This window comes from Clostridium prolinivorans, assembly GCF_004011155.1.
Classification (GTDB): domain Bacteria; phylum Bacillota; class Clostridia; order Clostridiales; family Clostridiaceae; genus Clostridium_AT; species Clostridium_AT prolinivorans.
Genome location: NZ_RJWG01000030.1, coordinates 1 through 4,953 on the forward strand (window position 1 = coordinate 1; position 4,953 = coordinate 4,953).

At 43.0% G+C, this 4,953-nt stretch carries 5 protein-coding genes; all 5 read right to left on the bottom strand.

Features of this window, described 5'->3' with window-relative positions:
• Nucleotides 1-37 precede the first annotated feature (37 nt).
• Entirely contained in the window at nt 38-397 is a 360-nt protein-coding gene (locus EGD97_RS12010; RefSeq protein ID WP_127837540.1) for an HNH endonuclease, read from the bottom strand.
• A 489-nt stretch (nt 398-886) separates the two neighbouring features.
• Nucleotides 887-1,342 carry a hypothetical protein gene (locus EGD97_RS12020; RefSeq protein ID WP_011838164.1) on the bottom strand — a complete coding sequence of 152 codons (456 nt, stop codon included), beginning with the start codon at nt 1,340-1,342 and terminating at the stop codon, nt 887-889.
• Nucleotides 1,343-1,448: 106 nt separating this feature from the next.
• Complete coding sequence (locus tag EGD97_RS12025; RefSeq protein ID WP_027622067.1) at nt 1,449-1,736, bottom strand: VRR-NUC domain-containing protein; 288 nt, start codon at nt 1,734-1,736, stop codon at nt 1,449-1,451.
• 299 nt (nt 1,737-2,035) lie between these two features.
• Nucleotides 2,036-4,591, bottom strand: coding sequence for a phage NrS-1 polymerase family protein (locus tag EGD97_RS12030; RefSeq protein WP_127837541.1), 2,556 nt, complete (start codon nt 4,589-4,591; stop codon nt 2,036-2,038).
• Nucleotides 4,588-4,923 (bottom strand): DUF7768 domain-containing protein, encoded by a 336-nt coding sequence (locus tag EGD97_RS12845; protein WP_323052691.1) that lies wholly within the window; start codon nt 4,921-4,923, stop codon nt 4,588-4,590. Before EGD97_RS12845 ends, EGD97_RS12030 begins: the two co-directional genes overlap by 4 nt.
• Nucleotides 4,924-4,953 lie beyond the last annotated feature (30 nt).

Sequence of the window (4,953 nt, forward strand, 5' to 3'; positions counted from 1 at the left end):
TATTTTAGCATTAATATCACCAGAGATTTTGACCCCCCTACCGTCTTGCCCATCGTTCTCCTTCGCGAGCAGTGATCGATGAGTGACATTGTTTGCACAGGCTCATAAGGTTATTGTCTGCATTGGTTCCGCCTTTGGATAAAGGGATAATATGATGTACCTCTTCGGCTGGTGTAAGCCTTCCGTACTTTTGGCACTCCTCGCAAAGCGGATGCTCTGAGATATATCTGTCCCTGATGCGTTTCCATCTCCGGCCATAGCATTTTCTTGTTTGGGGATCTCGTTCGTATTTGTTGTAATAAGCATCCATTTGCCTTTGATGCATGTCACAGTACCTTCCGTCCGTCAGTTCAGGACAGCCAGGAAAGGAGCAAGGCCTTTTTGGTTTTCTTGGCATCTGGCCACCTCCTTTACGCGTATAAAAAAGCCCTCACAGGTTCATCCCATGAAGGCTTATTCATAACTTTTCACAATACCATTATATTTGGATTTATAATGAATTTCATCTCATAAAAATCTCATCTTGAACACTGAATAGCATATTTGTTATTTACCCATGGCATCCTACCATTATAATATTTATCCGAAATATACCGCTGCATATCGGGTGGTAAAGCTGCAAGCAAAAGATAAGCCTTTTTCCTATCTTCCTCTAACTCCTGGGGGCTTTTATAGAAGGAACATTTATCTTGCAAGCACTTGTGTACAGTCAGGATATTGCAGCCATTCCTTCCGTTACTGCCAAAACAATTATCGTACATCTTTCCTCACTCCTATTTTATGGCATAAAAAAAGCCCCGAAGGGCTTATGCATTTTTACGTCATTTTTCCACGATATCATTATATATAGGATATCTGTGTTTTGCATCTCATAAAAATCTCATTACTACTTCCCATATAAAAGCAGTGCCAGATGATTAAGCGCCTTGTCTTTCCTGCGGTACACCTGTGCTCTTTCAAGAAACAGCTTCTCTCCGATGTTTGCTACAGCTTCTGTCTTGCTCACATCATTAACAAAAAATTCTGTCAGTATAAACTGTTCTTCCTCCGACAGGGCTTCCCAAGCAGGCTTGAACCACTCCATATATTCTAATGCCCGTCTGTAACGTTCTTTCAATACATCAATCTCGTCAAGGCAAGCAGCAAGGCGTTCTTCGCCACTTTTGGGATTGTGTTTGCCCGGAACTCCGGTAATCTTTGCACTGTGAGGGCTTGTCATACGGGTTTCAATTTCATATATATCCTCATCACTGTGTTCAATAATGTACTGCATGCTGCTGTAATCTTTCAAAGCTTCAACAGCAGCCGCTTTTTTATCTAAATACTGCCATGCAATCAGCATATCGCACCTCCAAAAAATCAAGATAAAAAACCTTGATCTTTGAAGCAGTATGCTTTTTTTCGTTGCTTTGCAGTGCTTGTTTCCTTGTTCGTTATGTCTTCGTTCTTTATAGAAGGCCATGCTTTTCCAGAATAACCTTCACCTCATCTACCGAATGGACAACCGCTGCCACTCCTCCTGCATTGAGGATTTTCCTTATAGTTGCTTCCTGCAGTTTTGTTGTCTTTCCCGATGGGGTTTTTATTTCAAAAGCTATAAACCGCCCATTTACGCAGGCAATAATGTCTGGTATCCCCGCTGTCCCGTACATACCACCATGTTCCTTCCAACAGAAACACCCCGGTACTGTCTTTAAGTACCGCAGTACTTTAGTCACAATACTTTTTTCAGACATAACCGCTCATCCTCCAAAAATGTTACCTTTTTCCCTCTTATAACCTCGTAACATCCAAGAAGGGCATCTCATAAATCAGCTTCCCAAGCGCTTTTCAGGATTTTGTTACCTTGTTACCTCTTTTTGGGGTAGGTGTATACACAAATATTTTTATTTTTATATTTTTTAGTCTTAAAAAAGCAATGTTTCTCTCGCGCGTATATATAAAGTTGAGGTAACAAAGGTAACATCGGTAACAAGCGGCTATTCATCAGCGTTTCGGGTGTTACCTTTTTGTTACCTTGTTACCTTTTTCGAGGTTAAAGAGGCTCAATATCTGTGATTTCAAATCCGCTCACATCACATCGCTCTTTTAATATCGAAAAATCAAGAGCCCAGGCTTTCTTAGTTTCATTCCCGAAACGCATCGTTTTATTGCTCTCCAGAAAAAAGTCACTTTGCCTCAACTGCTTCAGAAACTGGTTATACGGAAGGCATTCCCCTGTGATTGCATAATCGCGTCTGTACTTGGTATAGCGGTCATATACATCACAGAAACGAATCCCGATAACCTTGCCATCTTTATCAAAAGTGTAGTCTTGATTCGGAGCCAGTTTCATCCGGGCCATGATTTCCAGGGTCTGTTCTACAATGCTCTTGTTATTGCTGCCGCCATCCAGCAAGTACTCCTGCACACCGTTTTGAAGATATCGAATACATGCCCCTTTGTTAATGGGAAATACTTCAGCCCACGTTACATTAAGGAATTCACACAGTTTGTTTACTAGGCTCAATCCGGCATAGCAACAGGCGAGATTATTGACGATACGAGATGGAAACTCATCAGATATCTCTGACTTTGCTTCCTCATACCACTTCTCTGCCTCAGCAACCGATACTCTGAGTGCTATATCCAGCAGGCTCCGACCGAAGCTGCCAAGCAGATCCGCTTTTGCACACAGCTTATAAAATGCTTGTCTATGGCTGGCTGGTTTTAAGTCCTTCTTGCTGAATAGCAATTCTATGCTCCGTTCTCTGATGGCCGCTTCATCCGGCGATTCCTCACCAGCTACAATAATAGGCGCCAACAGTTCATAAGTAACAGCACTTTGATCCGCCCTACCGCGGACACCTTCATGGCCGTCATATGCATCTCGAAGATGGTTGTATAAGGCATTTAGCCTTAACTTATCTATCTTTGAAGGCTTGAACTCATCCATCAGCTGTGGTATCAGATTCGATGATGCAGATTCCTTCATCAGCGTAAATGCAGTAACCTGCGTAGCCGCGCGGATTTTACTGCATGAAAATACCGGCAGAATAACCCGCTCCAATGTATTACTTTTTCCGCTGCCTTGTTCTCCGACAAGCAATAAATGAGGAAACTTGATACCTGATTTTTTTAGATGCGGTTTGATAAAGCACCCGGCCACCCAGGCCATTACTGATACCGTTTTTATGGGTTCGTTATAGCTGAGGAGCCATTCACCAAGCATAATAAGCTGTTCCTTTGTCAATGGCTCAAAGGTTAGGATATCGGTTGTTATGCTTTTATACTTATCAAGCTGCACGATATCTTCAACAATGTTGCCTCCTGCTTCAATGGCACCATCCGTTGAAACATATACCATCCGCCCGCCATGCTCATAAATCCCAAGAGCCTTGACCCCTGTTTTCCTTACCCACTCCATTTCAGATATATAACCTTTCAGCAGTTCCAAATCTCCTTCTGAGCCAAAATAGCCTAAGGATATTGTTCGGCGGTTCAAGATATTTTTAAACTTTTGGATGTTATTGAAGTCGATAGTCATAAATGTCTGACGGTATATTTCATCACGAATTGTAATAAGATCAGCAGTCATCTGCGTTTCATCTTCTGATACAATCATCTCCACCGGCTGAATGATAAAGTTTGTTATAGGATACACACTTTCGCCTCTGGTGCGGTAATACCTGCCCTCATGTTCAAAGATAACTGACTCGCTTTCGCGGCTGTATACATTCTCTGTGACTTCAATGGCTTTATCCAGTGTCTCCTGCCCATATGTTGCTCCACTTGCATGATGTACCGTATCCCACTTTTCCCGGAATAACCCGGAATTTCTAAACAGCCTGTCCATCTGCTCTTTGTTTTTGCCTGACCAGAAAGCCAGCATACAGCAAAGGGCAAGGTCGGCTTCGGACTGGCTCGGATACCCTGCTTCCTGCCATTTTCCTTCCCATAGCAGATTAAATTCCTTATGGTTTTCGGCTGTCCGGGCTTTCTCCAGAATTTCTTCGTCTGTAAGCGGTTCTAGCTTAACCACCTTACGGTCTTTCTTGCTTTTTCCTCTCCGCTTTTTACTTTTGATATAATTCTCATGTATCCAGGCCAGTGCCCCGTTATCTTCAGCAATGTAATCAGGAGTCCCTGGCAGTCGCTCGCCAGTCATTGTGAAGTATCTGCTGTGGGCATACATTTCAACGCCGGTTTTAGTGTTTTTATTGCCCTTGGCAGGCATCTCCCCTTTATAGAAAATATGAAGCCCGGTTCCTGAAGGGCTGATTTCCGTATAGGACGGAAACCGCTCAAGGATAGCCTTGGCGGTATCGTTTAATCCCCCAGTGTTTTTGTCGCGGCAGTGATCTATGTCTATCCCTACTAAGCCTCCGCTTTTTGCGAATACAAAACCTAATCCGGTATAGAGATATTGTTCTTTTGCCGCAATCGCATCGTCAAGCGTCGACCAGTCGTTTGGGTTAGTGCTTGAGGCTTTTCTACCGGTTAAGGGATTGAAAGGGATTTTACTGTCTTTTCCGTCCCTTGTGTTTGGTTCCAGACGCCAGCAGATCCATTGCTTCCGGTTTGCCAATTCTTTAGGGAATGAGATGCTCACTGACACCGCACCTCCTCGCATCGTTCATTAAAATACCGGATCGGAATGCTGCGCTGCTTTGCCTTTTCAATTTCAATGGACATCCCTTTAGTAATTTTTCTGCCAAATACCCACACTTCTGAGCACTTTGACATCAATACCATGCCAAAGAACAATCCCAGATTTCGCATTTGTTCATCATCGTCGTCCATAAACTGCGGAAACAAGAGGTGCGGAGCAATAGGTATGCAATTCCTGCTCACTGCAAAGCGGCAGTACCCCTGAGCCTTACGGATATTACGTTCAGTATCACCAGTATAAATGATACGATAAGAATGTAAGAAAGTGATCATTTAAGAATGTACAAATTGATTATATGTATA